General features: G+C 39.6%; 19 protein-coding genes. 16 read left to right on the top strand and 3 right to left on the bottom strand.

Features of this window, described 5'->3' with window-relative positions:
* Positions 1-2 precede the first annotated feature (2 nt).
* The 10 genes from gspF (at position 3) to FLM47_RS14110 (ending at position 7,440) form a co-directional block, all read left to right on the top strand.
* Entirely contained in the window at positions 3-1,238 is a 1,236-nt protein-coding gene (gspF, locus tag FLM47_RS14155; RefSeq protein ID WP_010393005.1) for a type II secretion system inner membrane protein GspF, read from the top strand.
* 70 nt (positions 1,239-1,308) lie between these two features.
* Positions 1,309-1,731 (top strand): type II secretion system major pseudopilin GspG, encoded by a 423-nt coding sequence (gene gspG / locus FLM47_RS14150; protein WP_178956690.1) that lies wholly within the window; start codon positions 1,309-1,311, stop codon positions 1,729-1,731.
* A 49-nt stretch (positions 1,732-1,780) separates the two neighbouring features.
* A complete protein-coding gene (gene gspH, locus FLM47_RS14145; protein ID WP_178956689.1) occupies positions 1,781-2,368 on the top strand; it encodes a type II secretion system minor pseudopilin GspH in 588 nt (195 codons plus the stop codon).
* Positions 2,368-2,742: a type II secretion system minor pseudopilin GspI gene (gspI, locus tag FLM47_RS14140; protein WP_010393012.1), complete on the top strand. Its 375-nt coding sequence runs from the start codon at positions 2,368-2,370 to the stop codon at positions 2,740-2,742. Before gspH ends, gspI begins: the two co-directional genes overlap by 1 nt.
* Positions 2,743-3,408, top strand: coding sequence for a type II secretion system minor pseudopilin GspJ (gene gspJ / locus FLM47_RS14135; protein WP_010393015.1), 666 nt, complete (start codon positions 2,743-2,745; stop codon positions 3,406-3,408).
* Positions 3,408-4,394: a type II secretion system minor pseudopilin GspK gene (gspK, locus tag FLM47_RS14130; RefSeq protein ID WP_178956688.1), complete on the top strand. Its 987-nt coding sequence runs from the start codon at positions 3,408-3,410 to the stop codon at positions 4,392-4,394. Before gspJ ends, gspK begins: the two co-directional genes overlap by 1 nt.
* A complete protein-coding gene (gspL, locus tag FLM47_RS14125) occupies positions 4,391-5,599 on the top strand; it encodes a type II secretion system protein GspL (RefSeq protein ID WP_178956687.1) in 1,209 nt (402 codons plus the stop codon). The genes gspK and gspL overlap by 4 nt, the downstream gene beginning before the upstream one ends.
* Positions 5,596-6,069: a type II secretion system protein GspM gene (gspM, locus tag FLM47_RS14120; protein WP_178956686.1), complete on the top strand. Its 474-nt coding sequence runs from the start codon at positions 5,596-5,598 to the stop codon at positions 6,067-6,069. The genes gspL and gspM overlap by 4 nt, the downstream gene beginning before the upstream one ends.
* A gap of 3 nt (positions 6,070-6,072) precedes the next feature.
* On the top strand, positions 6,073-6,831 hold the full coding sequence (locus FLM47_RS14115; protein ID WP_138608184.1) for a type II secretion system protein N: 759 nt from the start codon (positions 6,073-6,075) through the stop codon (positions 6,829-6,831).
* A 21-nt stretch (positions 6,832-6,852) separates the two neighbouring features.
* On the top strand, positions 6,853-7,440 hold the full coding sequence (locus tag FLM47_RS14110; protein WP_138596731.1) for a UPF0149 family protein: 588 nt from the start codon (positions 6,853-6,855) through the stop codon (positions 7,438-7,440).
* Positions 7,441-7,472: 32 nt separating this feature from the next.
* Here FLM47_RS14110 and FLM47_RS14105 read toward each other — a convergent pair whose 3' ends face one another.
* Both FLM47_RS14105 and FLM47_RS14100 read right to left on the bottom strand, forming a co-directional pair.
* Positions 7,473-7,679, bottom strand: coding sequence for a hypothetical protein (locus FLM47_RS14105; protein ID WP_010393026.1), 207 nt, complete (start codon positions 7,677-7,679; stop codon positions 7,473-7,475).
* Positions 7,679-8,038 carry a hypothetical protein gene (locus FLM47_RS14100; protein ID WP_010393028.1) on the bottom strand — a complete coding sequence of 120 codons (360 nt, stop codon included), beginning with the start codon at positions 8,036-8,038 and terminating at the stop codon, positions 7,679-7,681. The genes FLM47_RS14105 and FLM47_RS14100 overlap by 1 nt, the downstream gene beginning before the upstream one ends.
* A gap of 283 nt (positions 8,039-8,321) precedes the next feature.
* On the opposite strand from FLM47_RS14100, the gene ccoG reads away from it, so the two are divergent.
* The 5 genes from ccoG (at position 8,322) to FLM47_RS14075 (ending at position 12,638) form a co-directional block, all read left to right on the top strand.
* On the top strand, positions 8,322-9,752 hold the full coding sequence (gene ccoG, locus FLM47_RS14095) for a cytochrome c oxidase accessory protein CcoG (protein ID WP_010393031.1): 1,431 nt from the start codon (positions 8,322-8,324) through the stop codon (positions 9,750-9,752).
* A gap of 78 nt (positions 9,753-9,830) precedes the next feature.
* A complete protein-coding gene (locus tag FLM47_RS14090; protein WP_055013406.1) occupies positions 9,831-10,805 on the top strand; it encodes a serine/threonine protein kinase in 975 nt (324 codons plus the stop codon).
* A 36-nt stretch (positions 10,806-10,841) separates the two neighbouring features.
* A complete protein-coding gene (locus tag FLM47_RS14085; RefSeq protein WP_036980428.1) occupies positions 10,842-11,465 on the top strand; it encodes a thiol:disulfide interchange protein DsbA/DsbL in 624 nt (207 codons plus the stop codon).
* 19 nt (positions 11,466-11,484) lie between these two features.
* Positions 11,485-12,123: a thiol:disulfide interchange protein DsbA/DsbL gene (locus FLM47_RS14080; RefSeq protein WP_008113400.1), complete on the top strand. Its 639-nt coding sequence runs from the start codon at positions 11,485-11,487 to the stop codon at positions 12,121-12,123.
* 62 nt (positions 12,124-12,185) lie between these two features.
* Positions 12,186-12,638 (top strand): DUF523 domain-containing protein, encoded by a 453-nt coding sequence (locus FLM47_RS14075; RefSeq protein WP_109875875.1) that lies wholly within the window; start codon positions 12,186-12,188, stop codon positions 12,636-12,638.
* A gap of 9 nt (positions 12,639-12,647) precedes the next feature.
* Here the strand turns inward: FLM47_RS14075 and trmA are convergent, their stop codons facing one another.
* Positions 12,648-13,745 (bottom strand): tRNA (uridine(54)-C5)-methyltransferase TrmA, encoded by a 1,098-nt coding sequence (gene trmA / locus FLM47_RS14070; RefSeq protein ID WP_138608198.1) that lies wholly within the window; start codon positions 13,743-13,745, stop codon positions 12,648-12,650.
* 164 nt (positions 13,746-13,909) lie between these two features.
* On the opposite strand from trmA, the gene FLM47_RS14065 reads away from it, so the two are divergent.
* On the top strand, positions 13,910-15,034 hold the full coding sequence (locus tag FLM47_RS14065) for a DUF5610 domain-containing protein (RefSeq protein ID WP_178956685.1): 1,125 nt from the start codon (positions 13,910-13,912) through the stop codon (positions 15,032-15,034).
* The last annotated feature ends 38 nt before the right edge of the window (positions 15,035-15,072 follow it).

Here is a 15,072-nt window from a genome sequence, read left to right as displayed (position 1 = left end):
CTATGGCAGCGTTTGAATACCGCGCATTAGATGGCCGGGGAAAAGAAAAAAAAGGTATTTTAGAAGCCGATACAGCTAAGCAAGTTCGTCAGCTTCTGCGCGATCAAAAGCTTACACCACTTGAGGTTGTGCCTGCTGCGCAAGATGACAAACAAGTTAAAGGTCAAAAAGCTCCTTTACTCGGTTCTTTATTTAAACCAACCATATCAACAGCCGATCTCGCTTTGATCACTCGTCAGCTTGCAACCTTAATTCAGTCTGCCCTACCTGTAGAAGGGGCGGTAATGGCGGTTGCTGAGCAGTGTGAAAAACCACGCTTAAAACGTATGTTAATGTCGGTGCGCTCTAAAGTAGTGGAAGGTTATACCCTGGCTGATGGGATGAGTGAGTTTCCGCATGTATTTGACGATTTATACCGCGCTATGGTGGCGGCAGGTGAAAAGTCAGGTCACTTAGATCAAGTGCTCAACAGGCTAGCTGATTATACCGAGCAGCGCCAACATATGCGCAGTCAAATTACGCAGGCTATGGTGTATCCGATTATTTTGGTGGTGTTTGCTATTGGTATTGTTTCGGTGTTATTAGGTACCGTAGTACCTAAAATATTAAAAACGTTCGAAAAAACCAAACAAGTTTTACCTTGGACTACCGAGTGGGTTATGGCGGGTAGTCATTTTGTGCAAAATTACTGGTTTATAAGTTTACTGGTGATCACCGCTACCGCGGTTGGAATCAAGTATGCGCTTAAAAAACCTAAGGTACGGTTTTGGTGGGATGCAAAAGTATTACATATGCCAGGCATAGGTAAAGTTGCTAGAGGGATTAATACCGCGCGCTTTGCTCGTACTTTAAGTATTTTATCGTCAAGTTCAGTACCGCTACTAGAAGGAATGCGTATTTCTGGTGGGGTATTAGTTAACGAAAAAATCAAACAAGCTGTGGCTGATGCCGCAGAAAGAGTAAGTGAAGGGGCAAGCCTACGTGCTTCACTGCAGCAAACTAAGTTGTTTCCACCAATGATGCTGCATATGATAGCCAGTGGTGAAAAGTCTGGTGAACTTGAGCAAATGTTAGAGCGAGCCGCTAACAATCAAGATCGCGAGTTTGAAAGTATGGTCAATGTGTCATTAAAATTATTAGAACCCGCAATGATTGCCTCTATGGCAGTCATTGTACTGTTTATAGTAATGGCAATTTTGCAGCCAATTATGGCAATGAATAAGGCTGTTGGCCTTTAATTATTTTTTTATATTAATGATTTACTTAAATCATTTTTGTTTAGTGTTTTTAGAATAACGAGGTAATAACGTGAATAAACAATCAGGTTTTTCTTTATTAGAAGTGATGGTGGTATTGGTTATCATCGGGATGATCATGTCGATTGTGGCACCTAATATTATGGGTCAGCAAGAAGAAGCGGCTATTGATAAAGCGCATTTAGATATTCAGCAGTTAGAAGATGCTATGAGTTTGTACAAGCTTAAAAATAAAAGCTACCCAAGTACAGAGCAAGGTTTAGAGGCATTAGTGACTAAAACTAGTATTGAGCCTATTCCAAAACGCTTCCCAGATGGTGGTTTTATTAGCAAATTACCAGAAGATCCGTGGGGTAAAAATTACCAACTAATTAGTCCAGGAGAGATTGGTAAGTTTGACATTTTTTCTATGGGACCCGATGGCGAACCGGCTACCGATGATGATATTGGTAACTGGGATGAAGATAAGCAGTAATGGGCATTAACTTTATCATACGCTTAAACTTAGTTAATAGGGGTTTACCATGCGGGTAAACCTTAAGCACCTAGGTGCAAAGCAATATGGTTTTAGTTTAATAGAGATTTTAGTGGTATTGGTGATCATCGCCTTTGCCACCAAAATGGTGGTATACAGCTTAGATGGCGGCGCAGAGGAAGAGCTAGATAAGCAAGCAAGTAGGCTGCATACCACCATTAATGCCGCATCGGAATTTGCCGTACTTAACCAGGTAGAGTTAGGTTTATTAGTTGATCAAAATACGCTTGAATTTTTAGTGTTTGATGGCGAAAAGTGGACCAGCTTTAAGCGGGAAGAGTTATTTAAACCAATTGAGTTTGACCAGCAATTTAAAGTAACACTTAATTTAGAAGACCTACCTTGGGCACAAGATAACTTATTAGAGCAGTCTAACTGGCGTGAGTTAATGAGTGGCGATAATGAAGATAGCTTATTAGAACTTAAAAAATTAAAAGTTCCTCAAGTACTTCTTTTATCCTCTGCTGATGTAAGTGCATTTCAGCTCATGCTTGAGTTAAAAGATCAGGCGGAGCCGGTATATTTTATTGAAGGTAAATTTGCTGCGCCAGTTGATTTTCGTCGAGAGCCCCAATAATGAAAAAATACCAAGGTTTTACCTTATTAGAAGTCTTAGTTGCGCTAAGTATTTGTGCTATGGCGGGTATTGCTGCAATGCAAGCAACTGGTGAGCATATTCATCACTTATCTAGCATTGAAGAGCAAACGTATGGCTCATGGGTAGCTGAGAATGTATTGGTAGAACAACGAACGAAAGGCGAAAAATGGCAAGGTAAAAATGGTACCCGCGGTACTGAGATGATGGCGGGGATTGAATGGTTTTGGCGCCAAGATGTTGTGCCCACTGCGGATAAGAGCTTTGTAAAGGTCACTATTAATGTGTTTACAGATGATAAGTATGAAAATTCAATTTATGAGTTAAGTACTTACCTAAATAAAGGTAAGCCATAAGTGAAGCAGCGCGGTTTTACATTATTAGAAGTGATGGTGGCACTAGGAGTGTTGGCGTTTGTTATTATGGCCACCCACCAAATACTTGATACCACCACGCGTGCCAAAGAAGCATCAGATGAAAAAATTGCTGAGCTAAATGGGTTACAAACAGCCTTCAGGCTAATGGATCAAGACTTTAGCCAAATGACTAAACGCCAAGTGCGTAATGAAGCTGGGGATTTTCAAGAGAGTTACTTACTTGCAGGGCGCTACATTTTAGAAAGCCAGCTTGATGGCATTGCCTTTGTGCGTGATGGTTGGATGAATCCCATTAATTTACTTCCTCGCTCAGAGCTGCAAGCTGTTGGTTATCGAGTAATTGATGACAACTTAGAACGAGTATATCGCATTTATGTTGATCAACTTGATAATATGGAGCCTCGTAGCCAAGTTGTTTTAGCTGACGTAGAAGAGCTTAAATTTGAGTTTTTAGATGGTAACGCAGAGTGGCAAGAAAACTGGCAAATTAAGGCGTTACCTAAAGCGGTAGCTGTAACGTTAAAGCAAATGAACGCAGAACCAATTAGGCGCGTTTTTTTAGTGCCAGGACTCGGTAAAGAGCTACCAAAACCGGTTAATGATGGTACTAACCAATCGCAACCAAATGGCCGAGGAACGCCTTGATGAATCAAAAAACATCACGCGGCGCGGCGTTAGTTATTGTGTTATTTATTGTCGCGCTGGCTGCTATTTTAGCCGTAGAAATGAGTGCGAACTTAATGTTACAGGTACAAAGAAGTACTAACTTGCAAAGTCAGCAACAGGCTAAATGGTATGCTTATGGCGCTGAAGAATTAGCTATTAAAGGCTTAATTCAAAGTAAAAAAGACGATCCAGAAAAAACCACCTTAGCGCAGCCGTGGGCAAAGCAAGGTGATGTTAAGTATCCAGTTGATAACGGCACGTTAAGCGGTCAGTTAACTGATTTACAAGCTTGTTTAAACTTAAATGCGCTTGGTGCTGAGCCTGACTCAAACAGTACTAATAAAACGAACCCTGCGCATAAAGCGTTGTTTGCCATATTAGAAAATATAGAAGACTTACCCAGTGATGAGTCTGAAGAAGGTATGGCTGATAGTGTTTTTGACTGGTTGGATAAAAATAGTATTACGTATCGCTCAGGAGCTGAAGAGGGCGAGTATTTATCGCGTCAGTTTCCGTACATGACAGCAAATAACCTATTTGCTTCGGTATCTGAACTGCGTTTAATTAAAGGGTTTAACCCTTTAGTGATGGAAAAGGTGCTGCCTTTTGTCTGTGTGATCCCTGGCAGTACGTTACTTTCAATTAATGTTAATACGGTCACTGAAGAGCAAGCTTTATTGTTCAGTGGCCTAATAGACGAACTGAGTGTTTCGGGTGCTCAAGCGGTAATTGCAGCGCGACCTGAAAATGGCTTTGATAATATTGAAGAGTTTTTTGAGTCTGTTAAACAACAAGGCGGCAAAAATATCAAAGCAGTAGAAAAACTTTTTAGTTTAAAAAGTGAATATTTTAAATTACAAACGCAGGCAAAATTTGTTGATTTGCGTTTTTCGATGACCACATTACTGTATGCCAGCAATGGCGAGGTAACGATACTGGCGCGAAAATTTGGAGGCGTACAGTGACAGAGATACTGTTGATCCGCACGGGTCAAACCGAGCAAGATTTACTTAACTGGTTAATATACTCACCACAAGAACAAGAAATAATAGCCAGTGGCGAGCTACAAAATGCCAATCAGTTAAGTGAACTAACTGAAAAAGCATTAACCCGAGAACTTGTGGTACTTTTACCATGTGACCAGGTGCAATTAAAAACGGTGACACTGCCAACAAAGTGGAGCCGTAAATTAGAGCAAGCATTGCCCTATATGCTCGAAGAAGATATTGCATGTGATATAGACGACGTTTATATCGCGCTTGGGGAGCCAACTATGGTTGATGAGCAGCATGCAATTAAGATTGCGCTAACGAACCGTGATTGGTTTGAGCACTGGTTAGAAGTATTTGAACAACATCAACTCACTCCGTATCAAATAGTACCGGATGCATTACTATTGCCAAGCGCTGAAGAGTCATGTGTTACTGCCATCGAACTTAATAAACAGTGGCTCTTTAAACAAGGTGACTGGCACATTAGCGCGGTTGAAAGCAGTTGGCTAAACGAGTATTTAGTAGCATTAGGCAACCCAGATATCAAGCATTACAGCCCCGCTGATCAGTTTCCTGAAGCACTTAACTTATATCCGCAAACAAGTGACTATGAGTTACCGTTAGCATTATTTGCTAAACAACTTGATAAACTTAAGTTTAATTTGCGTCAAGGACCTTACACCCTTAAAAAGAAAACTGCGTTATGGTGGGGTTACTGGAAAAGTGCTGCCATTATTAGTGTGGTTGCCTTGGTATCAAGTGTGACTATTAAAGCGGTTGAATTGCATCAGCTTAATTCGCAGCTAGAAGTAGCTAAATCGCAAGTAGTAGAGCGATATCAAAAAGCCTTTCCCGGCACACGAGTACGCCCTCATTTAATTAAAAATCAAATACAGGGTGCATTGAATAAAGTACAAGGTGTTAGCGATGCTGGCTTTTTAGATTTAACCAGTAAATTGGTTAGCGTGTTTTCGCAAGTGAGTGAGTTTACGCCACAAACATTACGCTTTGACAAACGCCGTAATGAATTGCGCATTCGAGCGCGTGGTAAAGACTTTCAAACTTTTGGTAAGGTTAAAGCCATTCTAGAGCAGCAAGGGGTTACTGTTGAGCAGGGCTCGTTAAATAATGATGGCGATTTTATCGTCGGCGAAATCAGACTGCGAGGTGCACAATGAAGCAGCAGTTAATGCAATATTGGCGTTCATTAAAAGAGCAAGAGCAACAACTAATTATGGTTGCAGGCGTTGTATTTATCATTTTTGTTTTGGTGATGGGGGTTTTTAGGCCTTTAAATACTGCGATAGAGCGGGCACAGCAATCACAAATAAAACAGCAAGAATTGTTAGCCTGGGTAGACGAGAGTATTGTTAAGCTCAAAGCCGCGGGTAAAACGCAAGCTGTGAGTAATCAAAATCTCAGCCAAATAGTTAATAATACGCGCGGCCGTTACAGCATTAATATTAGTAAAATGCAGCCTAATGATAACTCACTTCGTTTAACGCTCGACTCAGTAGAGTTTAATCTATTAATCCAATGGATTGATGAGCTCGTTAATCAGCATGGTTTAAGCGTAGAAAATCTAGATTTAAGCCAAGATGATAAATCCGGTTATGTACGCGTAAGCCGTTTAGTATTAGAGAAGTAGTTAATGAAAAAAATAATAATATTATCCATCGTTTTTTTAATGAGCTTTATTGTTTTTAGCGTTATTAAATTACCGGCTGCGGTTGCTGTAAATTTAGCTAAACCGTATTTTCCACCGCAGCTAGAAATAGGACAAACTGCTGGCACGTTGTGGCAGGGACAAGTTATGCAGCTGCGCTTTGAAGGTGAGCAATTAAATAATGTACGCTGGGATATATCTGGCTGGGCGTTATTTAAAGCTCAAGTGAATACTAACTTACGCTTTGGTAATCCTCGCGAACGCAGTGACATATCGGGCTATGCAGATATTAGTTATTCACTAGCAAGTGATGAGCTTAAAATAACTGATACTGTAGTGCGTTCAACGGTTGAGCGAGCAATGCAGCGAATTGATTTACCGTTACCAGTTACTGCTAAAGGACGTGTAATTTTAGAGCTCGATGAATACGTTTCTGGAGCGCCATATTGCCAATCACTACAAGGTGAAATAGCCAGTCCTGATATTGACGTACAAGGTTTAACTGGTTGGTTCAATATTGGTGATCTTAGTGGCAAATTAAGTTGTAAGTCGGGCGATGTTGCTATACTCATCGAGCCAGACAATAGATTAGGGCTAGAAGCAGATGCTACACTAAAGGCTAATTTTGACTTTAAAGTTGCGGGATATGTTAAACCTGATCTAACTTTACCCAAAGAGGTACATGACGCGGTGAAGTTTTTAGGCAGACCAGATAACCAAGGTCGTTACCCACTTAAATTTTAATATTTTATATAAAGAGTTTTAATGCAAATACCTCAGTTTACTGAGCAGCATGCTAAGCTGCTCAGCGAGTTTTTAAATACCCAATCAGGCGCAATGAGCCTTACCCAAAGCCAAGGTTATTTATTTGGCGTTATATGTTCACCTGAGCCATTAGAAGTTCACCAATGGTTAGAAAATATTCTCCCTGATACAGCAAACGACCTTGATGAAGACATGTTATTTTTGTTTATGGCATTACACCATCAGGTGAGTGAGCAAGTATTTGAGTTGGGTTATAAGTTACCCGCTGAGTTTGAATATGACTTTTGCCAGCAGTGGTCAGCGGGTTTTTTAACCGCAAGCCAAGCGTATACCCATAAGTTATTAGCAAGTGAGCAACTAGACATTCAATACAAGCAAGCGCTTGAAAGCGCACAGGCTACGCTCAGTTTTTTTGCACTCGATAAACCAGTCATTGTGCAAATTGCACAACAAAATAATATTGATGAATTGCACTTATGTGAGCAGCAGTACGAGCTAATGGGCGACTTTGCGTTAGGTTTTGCTGAACTTATCGAAATTGTTGCGCTTAACAGTGGTTTATATACTGATGAAGGGTGGGAAGAGTAAGTTTTCTAGCGCTCAATCGTTATTCTTAACACCTAACCGCCAATTTCTAATTCAATATCAGTGCAACCTTGTTTGCACTGTATTACTCCCTTACCAGGCTCGCTGGTGGCTAAGTTAAGGGTTAATACGCCATTACAATGTTCGCATTTTAACGTTTTACCCTGTGCCAATTGCTTAAGCATGGTGCGATGTTTATGAAATGAGTTACTTGCTTTTTTATTTAATCCAGAAAAATCCATTACTTTACTCTCGCTTGCGCTAATGACTCTTTGATAATACGACATACAGTAAGTAATCGTTCTTCGTAAAAATAGAGGTTTAGATCACCTTGGCGACAATAGCGTAGTTCAAATAACTTGACTGATTCATCCGTAGTAAATGTTTTAGCAACATAGTCTTGCTCAGAACGAGAAAGTGCTAACTGTTGATTCACTTTATTTCTCGTCATGGTTGCTACAGGAAAGCGATCTACTTTAGTTGAGCTGCTTAACAAACCGATACCATCACCGAGCAACCGTTCGCGCGGCTCTTTTACCAAAGGATGATCAACGGTAAAAAATGCTAGGATCACAACCACTAGTATAAAAAATTTCTTCATAAATATACAAACCTTGATCCAAACAACACTTTAGTAGCCGGCAAGTGTAATAAAATACACCTTAAAAGCAAGTCACAAATTGAATAAATTATTAGCAATCTAGTCAGTAATTTTAGCTAATATGCGTATAATAAGAGGCAGTAGTTAGATATTTCTGAAATATCTGAAAGTATACAAGTGCGACTTAAAGCGTATTATGTTTAGCATGCAAGTTGCTACACTTAGGCGAAAAGTACAAAAAGATTGCTGAATTTTTATTTCCTAGCGGCGTTGAGGAACTTCAATGGATAAGCAAATTAAAGTAAAAAACATACCAACAGAGGTTAAGATCCAAAAACCTGATCTGAGCCGTCAAGAAGATAGATTTAACCCCCGCAATCGCATTTATGTACGTGCGGTTACAGGGCTTCATCAATTACTAAGACAACGCATTGGCTTTTTAGGCATGCTAGCGTTTATGTTATTGCCTTGGATCAACTTTAATGGCCAGCAAGCTGTGTTGTTTGAGCTAATGGAGCAAAAGTTTAATATTTTTGGTTTAACCCTATGGCCACAAGACTTCACTATTCTTGCATTTATTTTTATGCTTGCGGCGTTTGCTCTATTTTTAGTGACTACTTTTTATGGCCGCGTATGGTGTGGCTATACCTGTCCGCAAACAGTATGGACCTTTATTTTTATTTGGTTTGAAGAAAAATTTGAGGGCAGTGCTAATCAACGTAAAAAGTTAGATCAGCGGCCAATGGATTTTGATAAATTCTGGAGAAAAACCGCAAAGCACACTAGTTGGGTGCTATTTTCTCTATATACAGCGTTAACCTTTGTTGGTTACTTTACGCCTATTCGCGAACTACTCCCAGAATTTGTTACCTTTAACGTAGGCGGTTATGCCTTAGTTAGTATTATTGTATTTACTATTTGTACTTATGGTAATGCGGGTTGGATGCGCGAAATTATGTGTTTACATATATGCCCATACTCACGCTTTCAGTCAGCAATGTTTGATAAAGACACCTTTACTGTAAGCTACGATGAAGCGCGTGGTGAAAACCGCGGGCCACGTTCGCGTAAACAAGACCCAAAAGAGCTGGGGTTAGGTGATTGTATTGACTGTAACTTGTGTGTGCAGGTTTGCCCAACTGGGATTGATATTCGTAATGGTCTGCAATACGAGTGTATAAACTGTGGCGCGTGTATTGACGCCTGTGACGGCGTAATGGACAAAATGAATTATCCTCGAGGTCTAATCTCTTATACCACCGAGCGTAACTTGGAAACCCCAGAGAATAAAACTCATCCGCTGCGTCCTAAGCTGATTGGTTACAGTATTATTTTAGTCTTACTTACCGGTGCGTTGGTAGCCAATATAGCTATGCGTAAACCTATGGACTTTGATATTATCCGTGATCGCAATCAGTTGTATCGTGTCGATTTTAATGGCTTAGTTGAAAACACCTACACCTTAAAAGTGATTAATAAGGCACAGTACGAGCAAACATTCTCTATTGATGTTAAAGGGTTAGATAACTATAAATACATAGGTGATACCACCTTTACGGTGAACGCTGGTGAATCGCATAATGTGCCGTTATCATTAGTAATGGACCCTTATGATTTAAAAGCGCCAATGACCGAGTTTAACTTTGTACTGTCGCCAATAAACGAACCCGATAACCAAATATCGCAGCAAAGTAACTTTTTTAAAGCGCGATAAAGAGTCTGTATTAAAAGACGAACACTGATATTAACAAAAAAGCGGGATATTCCCGCTTTTCTTTTATATAAGAAGTATATGAGTAAATTTAGCTTTATTGACTTAACCCCAGATCTTATTTTGGATGCCATCGAAAGCGTTGATATTTACGCTGAGTCAGGGTTGCTAGCGCTAAATAGCTACGAAAATCGAGTGTATCAATTTGTAGCTGAGGGTGGAAAACGTTACGTTGTTAAGTTTTATCGGCCTGAGCGCTGGAGCAAAGCACAAATTCAAGAGGAACATGATTTTGCTTTTGAACTGGCAGCCGCAGAAGTACCGGTGGTTGCGCCAATAAAGCATAATGGGCAAAGCTTATTTGAACACCAAGGGTATTTATTTACTTTATTCCCAAGTGTAGGCGGGCGTTTATTTGAAGTCGATAATTTAGATCAGCTTGACGTACTAGGGCGTTTAATTGGTCGCATGCACCAAGTAGCGAAAACGCAGCCCTTTACCCAAAGACCAATCGTTAGCTGTGATGAATACCTGCATACAGCTAAAGTTCATTTACAAAAAAGTAATTTAGTTCCTATGGGACTAGAAACTTCCTTTTACACTATTTTAGATTTAGTTATTGCCCAAGCGCAGCTGCAATATAAAAATGTAGACAGTATTCGCTTACACGGAGACTGCCATGCTGGTAATATTTTATGGGCTGGGGATGCGCTGATGTTTGTTGATTTAGACGATAGCCGCCAAGGACCTGCAATTCAAGATTTATGGATGATGCTCAGTGGCGATCGACAAACACAGCTGTTACAGTTAGACACTTTAGTGAATGCGTATGAAGAGTTTTGTGATTTTGATCACTCACAACTGAAGCTGATCGAACCGCTTCGCGCCATGCGTATGATTCATTACATGGGTTGGGTTGCAAAACGTTGGAGCGATCCAGCTTTTGTACGGAACTTTTCATGGTTTGCAGATGACAAATACTGGGAGCAACAAATTTTAGCGCTTAAAGAACAGCTTGCAGCTTTGCAAGAAGCCCCGTTAAAATTATTGCCATAATATTTTTATTTAAAAAAGAAGTATAACGAGATATTCATGCTTAAAAAATTAAAACTAAGTTTACTGATCCTATGTTTACCTTTCGCAGCACTAGCTGCCAACTTTGAAGCAGGTAATCAATATACTGTGATTGACGTTGAAAAGAGTAAAACGCCAAACGTAACCGAATTCTTCTCTTTCTATTGCCCGCACTGTTTTAAGTTTGAGCCGGTAGCAAAAGGGATTGCAGAAAACTTACCTGAAGGGGCTGAGTTTGTAAAAAATCATGTTAACTTTTTAGGGGGCGTTTCACCACAAGCACAAAGTAACCTGAGCTTTGCTTACTTAATTGCTAAAAAACATGGTCAAGCCGAAGCAGTAACAGCGCAAATTTTTAAAAGCATCCATATTCAGCGTGCACCATTAACAGAAATTAAAGACGTTAAGAAGTTATTAGAGCTTAACGCAATTGATAACAGCACATTTGATAATGATATTGCTAGTTTGCCTATCATAGCAGCTGAACGTGCCATGCAAGATAAGCAGAATAAATATTCTGAGCTTGGCGCATTAACTGGCGTACCTACATTTATCGTAAATGACAAATATAAAATCAATATTAATACAATCAAGAGCCAACAAGAACTTGATGAGTTAATTAGCTTTTTACTAAAACTATAATTTTTGGAGCACCATAATAATGATCAAATTAGTTAAAGCAGGGTTGCTTGCTGTATTACTCCCTTTAGCTGCAACCAGTTTTGCTGCCACTTACGAAGAGGGCGTACATTATGATGTCGTCTCTGATCGTGCAACCAGAAAGCCAGAAGTAAAAGAGTTTTTCTCTTTTTACTGCCCTGCATGTAATAACATGGAGCCACTGCTTGCTGAGATCAAACCTAAGCTAGACAAAAACGTAAAGTTTAAGAAAAGCCATGTGGATTTCGTGGGCGTTCGTGACCCAGAACATCAAACCATGATCAGCCAAGCACTAGCTACTGCTGAAGTACTACCGCAAAAAGATAAAATTATTTCAGCGATGTTTGACCACATTCACGCAAAGCGTGCTCGTTTTAATGAGCTTGCAGATGTAAAAGATGTATTTTTAGCGCAAGGTGTAGATGGCGACAAGTTTGATAAATTATTTGAAAGCTTCTCGGTACGTACACTGAGCTCTAAAATGAAGCGCGACCAAGATTACTTTAAAGGAAAAGGGGCACTGCGTGGCGTTCCAACATTTATTGTTAATGGTAAATATAAGCTTAACTTAGGTGGCGAGTCAGGTATTTCATCGCCAGAAGATGTAAGCGCACTTATTAACTACTTAGCAAATAAATAATTAGTTTAGTGAAATAAAAAAGCTCCGAAAGGAGCTTTTTTATTTGGAGAAGAAAATTCATTATGGAAAAAATTTTAATCTCAAGTTGTTTGTTAGGTTTGCCAGTTCGTTATGATGGTAAAGGCCAAACAATATTGCACCCTCAACTTAATTTGTGGCAAAAGCAAAATAGATTAATCGTATTTTGTCCTGAGATTGCTGGTGGCTTACTCGTGCCTAGAGCGCCCGCTGAGATAAAGCAAAATCGAGTTATTACAAATACTGCCGAGGATGTAACAAGTGCATTTGAAGCTGGCGCTAATAAAGCATTAGCCCTTTGTAATAAGCATAATATTCGCTTTGCTTTACTAAAAGAGTCTAGTCCTTCGTGTGGCCGTAATACAATTTATGATGGAAGCCATAGTGGGGTGAAAGTAAAAGGCATGGGGCTGACCGCTAAGTTATTGGTAAAGCATCAAGTTAAAGTATTTAGTGAAGAGCAAATACCAGCACTTATCAAGGCGCTGGCATTATAGTATTGGATTTTATTTTTTCTGTAAAAATACACCAGATTCAATATGGTGTGTGTAAGGGAACTGATCAAATATTGCAAAGCGCTTAACCTCATGGGTTTGGCATAAGTGATCAAGATCACGCTCTAACGTATCTGGGTTACATGATATATAAATAATATTCTCATAGTTAGCCACTAAATCACACGTTAGGGTATCCATGCCAGCACGAGGTGGGTCGACTAGAATGGTTTGGCAGTTGTAACTACTAAGGTCAATACCATCTAAGCGAGAGAAAGTACGCTCGCCTTTCATTGCCTGAGTAAACTCTTCGCTCGACATGCGAATAATATCTAAGTTAGTTACTTTGTTTTGAGCAATATTATATTGCGCTGAATGCACAGACGATTTTGATATTTCTGTTGCCAGCACTTTATTAAATGAGCCCGCAAGTGCAATTGAAAAGTTTCCGTTACCACAATACAGCTCTAGTAAATCATTGTTTAGTGGTTTACATAGCTCTTGTGCCCACTCTAACATTTTAATATTCACCTTCGCATTAGGCTGAGTAAAGCTATTTTCTACCTGTTGATAGATTAGCTCTTGGCCATTTACCATTAAACGCTCAGTAACAAAGTCATCGCCTAATTTTTCTTTTTGCTTACGTGCACGGCCAATAAAGTCAATTTTGTACTGGCTACTTAGCTTTTCCTTTAAGGCATTAATCTCAGTTAACCAGTTTTCATCAAGTGGCTTGTGATAAAGCAAGCTTACTAAAATTTCACCGCTGAGGGTCGATAAATAATCTATTTGGAATAATTTACGACGCAGTACTTCGCAGCCTTTTAAGTTATCAATCATTACCTGCATAACTTCACCTACTAAAGGAGCTGCAGGGTCAAAGGTATCAACACGTATTTTATCTTTCGTTTGTTGATCAAACATAATGTGAAACAGATCGTCACCATCGTGCCATACTCTAAATTCTGCACGTTGACGGTAGTTAATAGGCTCAGAGCTAAATACTTCTAACTGTTTTACACCGAAACGTTGAAACTGCTCTGTAATACGCTGCTCTTTTTCATTTAATTGTGCATCGTACTGCGTGGTATCTATATTTATAACTGCCATTAACGGTATAACCTTATCGTTGAGATCTGTTTATCGGCGCTATTGTAGGGAGCGAAGCGTATTTGTCTAGTTTTGATCAAATATAGTGAGCTTTTTTTAAGCATTTTACTACAGTATAGGCTTACTTGGCCGATATAAGAGTATGTCTAAATAGGAGTCTTCTCATGAAAATAGGTAACTTTAGTTTTGTTCCAAACAGCAATGCCAATAAATACAATACTAAGCAAGCAATGCCACAGCCTAAAATAGACTCCCCACCAACTAGCTATCAGCAACGCGGAAAAGAATTGGCTGCTGCCGTATTGGGTGACAAAATGGCAAAAGAATTAGGCTTGCCGGTTGCTGAAGCGAAAAAAGACAAACCATTGTTTGATTTTAATGAAGTAGTCAAAAATGTTTTAGACTTTGTGACCAGCTCAGTAAAAAAAGCCAAAGCCAATGGTGCCGATGATGACAAGCTACAAGATATACTCAACCAGGCACGTAAAGGCGTGCAAACAGGTGTTGATGAAGCTGTCGATGAATTAAAAGGCATGGGCGTATTTAATCAAGAGCTTGAAGAGGGTATTGATAAATCAAAAGAGGGCATCTTTAATGGCCTTGATAAATTTGAGCAGAACTTATTTAATCCTCAGCCAGCAAGTGTAACGGTTAGTCAATCGCAATATGTGAACCTTAGTAACAGCGCTGATTATACTTTTACCACCGCAGAAGGTGATGAGGTGAGTATTAGTTTTGCAGACGCTTACCAATCCCAGTCATCTAGTCGCTATCAGCAAACTGAAAGCTCACAAGCATTTAGTACGCAATTTTCTGAGTCTCGTGAGTTGTCATTTTCTATGTCAGTAAATGGAGAGCTTAATGAAGACGAACAGCAAGCTATAAATGATTTAATGGCAGAGTTACAAGATGTAAGTAAAACCTTTTTCAGTGGCGACTTAGATAAAGCATTTGAACAAGCCCAAGAACTCAGCTTAGGAAATGAACAGCTGGTGGCATTTTCAATGGACTTACGTCAAAGCAAAACTGTGGCAGCTATTAAAGAGTATGAACAAATTAAGCCAACATCAGAAAAGGCCATTGCCGAAACCGTCGCACCTTTTAATGATGATCTAAAATCGGCTTACTCTAAAGCGCAAACACTAGGATTAGAAAGCCAGCTATCAGGTATCATTCAATGGCTAAATCAAGATCAACAAGAAATAGATAAACTGGTTGATTACACTAACACCATGTTTGAAAACTTAGATAAATTAAACACAGCTACTGCAAAACTAAACGCTGAGTAAAACTACTTTCTTTTATAAAAGCCTCATGGCAAACTGCC

Origin of the sequence: Pseudoalteromonas sp. Scap06 (assembly GCF_013394165.1) — a bacterium.
Classification (GTDB): domain Bacteria; phylum Pseudomonadota; class Gammaproteobacteria; order Enterobacterales; family Alteromonadaceae; genus Pseudoalteromonas.
Note: the sequence above shows the minus strand (reverse complement) of the source record. Positions and strands in the feature narration are given on the sequence as shown.

What these genes read in the sequence shown, in the direction of transcription:
- FLM47_RS14065 (WP_178956685.1), top strand. Translation starts at nt 13,910, where the DNA reads ATGAAAATAGGTAACTTTAGTTTTGTTCCAAACAGCAATGCCAATAAA.
- ccoG (WP_010393031.1), top strand. Translation starts at nt 8,322, where the DNA reads ATGGATAAGCAAATTAAAGTAAAAAACATACCAACAGAGGTTAAGATC.
- FLM47_RS14075 (WP_109875875.1), top strand. Translation starts at nt 12,186, where the DNA reads ATGGAAAAAATTTTAATCTCAAGTTGTTTGTTAGGTTTGCCAGTTCGT.
- FLM47_RS14115 (WP_138608184.1), top strand. Translation starts at nt 6,073, where the DNA reads ATGAAAAAAATAATAATATTATCCATCGTTTTTTTAATGAGCTTTATT.
- gspF (WP_010393005.1), top strand. Translation starts at nt 3, where the DNA reads ATGGCAGCGTTTGAATACCGCGCATTAGATGGCCGGGGAAAAGAAAAA.
- FLM47_RS14085 (WP_036980428.1), top strand. Translation starts at nt 10,842, where the DNA reads ATGCTTAAAAAATTAAAACTAAGTTTACTGATCCTATGTTTACCTTTC.
- gspI (WP_010393012.1), top strand. Translation starts at nt 2,368, where the DNA reads ATGAAAAAATACCAAGGTTTTACCTTATTAGAAGTCTTAGTTGCGCTA.
- trmA (WP_138608198.1), bottom strand. Translation starts at nt 13,745, where the DNA reads ATGGCAGTTATAAATATAGATACCACGCAGTACGATGCACAATTAAAT.
- gspH (WP_178956689.1), top strand. Translation starts at nt 1,781, where the DNA reads ATGCGGGTAAACCTTAAGCACCTAGGTGCAAAGCAATATGGTTTTAGT.
- gspM (WP_178956686.1), top strand. Translation starts at nt 5,596, where the DNA reads ATGAAGCAGCAGTTAATGCAATATTGGCGTTCATTAAAAGAGCAAGAG.
- FLM47_RS14080 (WP_008113400.1), top strand. Translation starts at nt 11,485, where the DNA reads ATGATCAAATTAGTTAAAGCAGGGTTGCTTGCTGTATTACTCCCTTTA.
- gspK (WP_178956688.1), top strand. Translation starts at nt 3,408, where the DNA reads ATGAATCAAAAAACATCACGCGGCGCGGCGTTAGTTATTGTGTTATTT.
- FLM47_RS14100 (WP_010393028.1), bottom strand. Translation starts at nt 8,038, where the DNA reads ATGAAGAAATTTTTTATACTAGTGGTTGTGATCCTAGCATTTTTTACC.
- FLM47_RS14105 (WP_010393026.1), bottom strand. Translation starts at nt 7,679, where the DNA reads ATGGATTTTTCTGGATTAAATAAAAAAGCAAGTAACTCATTTCATAAA.
- FLM47_RS14110 (WP_138596731.1), top strand. Translation starts at nt 6,853, where the DNA reads ATGCAAATACCTCAGTTTACTGAGCAGCATGCTAAGCTGCTCAGCGAG.
- FLM47_RS14090 (WP_055013406.1), top strand. Translation starts at nt 9,831, where the DNA reads ATGAGTAAATTTAGCTTTATTGACTTAACCCCAGATCTTATTTTGGAT.